This is a genomic window from Bartonella sp. AP57NXGY, assembly GCF_042195805.1.
GTDB lineage: Bacteria > Pseudomonadota > Alphaproteobacteria > Rhizobiales > Rhizobiaceae > Bartonella.
In genome coordinates this window covers 1-3,098 of the sequence record NZ_JBHIOZ010000067.1, presented here as the reverse complement: position 1 = coordinate 3,098, position 3,098 = coordinate 1, and the positions used below count along the sequence as shown (strand labels likewise).

Annotated in this window: 3 protein-coding genes; all 3 read left to right on the top strand. The window is 41.8% G+C overall.

Annotation, left to right across the window (positions count from 1 at the left end; all coding sequences use genetic code 11):
• Window positions 1-711 (top strand): Obg family GTPase CgtA (gene cgtA, locus ACFIL8_RS06735; protein ID WP_375689215.1); only part of this gene is annotated, 711 nt, incomplete at its 5' end.
• A 1-nt stretch (window position 712) separates the two neighbouring features.
• Window positions 713-1,852 carry a glutamate 5-kinase gene (gene proB / locus ACFIL8_RS06730; protein WP_375689213.1) on the top strand — a complete coding sequence of 380 codons (1,140 nt, stop codon included), beginning with the start codon at window positions 713-715 and terminating at the stop codon, window positions 1,850-1,852.
• 45 nt (window positions 1,853-1,897) lie between these two features.
• Window positions 1,898-3,098 (top strand): glutamate-5-semialdehyde dehydrogenase (locus ACFIL8_RS06725; RefSeq protein WP_375689211.1); only part of this gene is annotated, 1,201 nt, incomplete at its 3' end.

The window sequence follows — 3,098 nt, the reverse complement described above, 5'->3', positions numbered from 1 at the left end:
TGTGATTTAACGGAAGTGGGACAGCGCTATCGCCTTGCAAAAGGAGGGAATGGCGGTTTTGGCAATCTTCACTTTACAACATCGACAAATCGGGCACCGCGTCGTGCAAATCCAGGTTTGGCTGGAGAAGAGCGTGCAATATGGCTTCGTTTGAAGTTAATTGCTGATGCGGGGCTTGTTGGTTTACCAAATGCTGGAAAATCAACTTTTTTAGCTTCTGTAACGGCTGCAAAACCAAAAGTTGCAGATTATCCTTTTACCACTCTACATCCTCATCTTGGTGTTGTACGTATTGATGGTCGTGAATTTGTTTTGGCTGATATTCCAGGATTAATTGAAGGAGCGCATGAAGGTGTGGGAATTGGAGATCGTTTTTTAGGACATGTGGAACGTTGTCGCGTACTGCTTCATCTAATTTCTTCTCAAGAAGAAGATGTAGCAAAAGCATATCAAATTGTGCGTCATGAACTTGAGGCATATGGAAATAATCTAAGTGATAAAACTGAAATTGTTGCTTTAAGCCAGATAGATACTCTGACAACTGAAGAGCGTGAAGCTAAACGGGAAGCTTTGCAAAGAGCAGCGGATCAACCAGTTATGATGTTTTCTGCGGTTAGCCGCGAAGGTTTAGAAAATGTGCTGCGTGCTGGTGCACATATTATTGAAATGTCACGCAAAGAGGAGATCAGTGGGGATAGCAAGGTTGATTGAGATGGCTGTTGGATCGCAAAAACTTACACACTATAAACGTATTGTGGTCAAGATTGGATCTGCCCTTTTGGTTGATCCTCAGGCAGGTTTACGGGTTGAATGGCTTAAAAGCTTGATCAGTGATGTTGTTGAATTACACAAAGGAGGCGTAGAGATATTATTGGTGTCTTCAGGTGCTATTGCTTTAGGAAGGACATTGCTACAGCTTCCTAAGGGGGCTTTGAAATTGGAAGAAAGCCAGGCATGTGCTGCTTTGGGGCAAATTGAGTTAGCAAAAACCTATGGTGATGCGCTTGCTCAACATGGGCTCAAAACAGGCCAAATTTTGCTCACTTTATTTGATACGGAGGAGCGAAGGCGTTATCTCAATGCACGTGCAACGATTGAGACGCTTTTATATTTGGGAGCTGTGCCTGTTATTAATGAGAATGATACTGTTGCAACAACTGAAATTCGTTATGGTGATAATGATCGTTTAGCTGCACGTGTGGCAACAATGGTGAGGGCAGATCTTTTAATACTTTTATCCGATATTGATGGTCTTTATACAAAGTCTCCCCATAGTGATCCTACGGCTGAATTTATACCTTTTGTTGCATCCATTACGCATGATATCGAAAAAATGGCAGATGTTGCTGCTTCAGAGTTTTCACGGGGAGGAATGAAGACTAAGCTTGAAGCCGGAAAAATAGCTAATGCTGCTGGAACGGCGATGATTATCACCTCAGGCAAGCGTATGAATCCTCTTGCTGCAATTGACAAAGGTGAACGCAAGAGTTTTTTTGCGGCAAGTAAGAAATCTGTCAATGCTTGGAAAACATGGATTTCTGGTCATTTAGATCCATCTGGTGTTTTGACGATTGATCAAGGAGCCATTAGGGCTCTTGAATCAGGAAAATCATTATTAGCTGCAGGGGTTATTGGCGTTGAGGGAAATTTCCAGCGTGGGGATACGGTTGCAATTGTTGGTACAGATGGAGTTGAGATTGCGCGTGGACTTGTAAGCTATGACAAAGATGAGGCTGTACGCATTATAGGACATAAAAGTGAAGAAATCGAAGCTATTCTTGGGTATGAGGCGCGCTCTGCTATGGTGCATCGTAATGATATGATTGTACGTTGCTTGACCAATACTGTTTAAAAAAGTTACTTTTGTTTTTATTGTTTTGGCAGAGTGGATGTTACGATGACTTTAGAAGAAAAAATGAAAGATATGGGACAAAAAGCACGCTATGCCGCTGCAGCATTGGCTGTTGCTTCTTCTGAGCAAAAGAACAATGCATTAGAAATGATCGCTTTAAGTTTAGAGGCTCAGTCAGATGAAATTTTACGGGCGAATTGTCAAGATTTAGAGAATGCTGCTCAGAATAATTTGAAAGCTGCAATGATTGATCGGCTAAAATTAGATGATTTGCGTTTACGTGCAATGATAGACAGTGTTCGCCAAGTTGCTCGTTTATCTGATCCTGTTGGACAAGTGATGGATGAATGGACGCGTCCAAATGGGCTTCATATAAGTCGTGTACGAACACCTCTTGGTGTGATTGGCATTATTTATGAAAGTCGTCCCAATGTTACAGTTGATGCGAGTTCTTTGTGCTTAAAAGCAGGTAATGCTGCGATTTTGCGCGGTGGTTCGGATAGCTTTCATTCTTCTCATGCTCTTCATTTAGCTTTGGTACAAGGTTTAGAGCGCTCTGGTTTACCCAAAGATGCCATCCAAATGGTTGGAACGACAGATCGTGCTGCCGTTGGGGAAATGCTCAAAGGATTGGATGGAGCGATTGATGTGATCGTACCACGTGGTGGAAAGAGCCTTGTTGCCCGCGTTCAGTCTGATGCACGTGTTCCAATTTTTGCTCATTTGGAGGGACTTTGTCATATTTATATTGATAAATCGGCAGATTTAGATATGGCACGCAATATTGTTTTAAATGCAAAGCTGCGGCGAACAGGGATATGCGGTGCTGTTGAGACAGTTCTCATTGACAGCCAAGCATTAAAAAAATTTCTTCCTGTTTTAACTGCTTTACAGGAAAAGGGGTGTGAAATTCGTGCCACAGAAGATATTGTTTTTCTTATGCCAGATGTCAAATTAGCTTCTGAAGAAGATTGGTCGCATGAATATCTTGATGCTATTCTTTCTGTTAAAACGGTTGAGGGTGTTGAGGGAGCCATTGCTCATATCAAGCGTTATTCATCAGGACATACGGAATCGATTATTGCTGAGGATTTGGAAGTGGTGAAGAATTTTTTTAATCATTTAGATTCAGCTATTTTATTACACAATGCATCTACACAATTTGCTGATGGAGGTGAATTTGGTTTTGGAATGGAAATTGGTATCGCAACAGGAAAAATGCATGCACGTGGTCCCATAGGTGTTG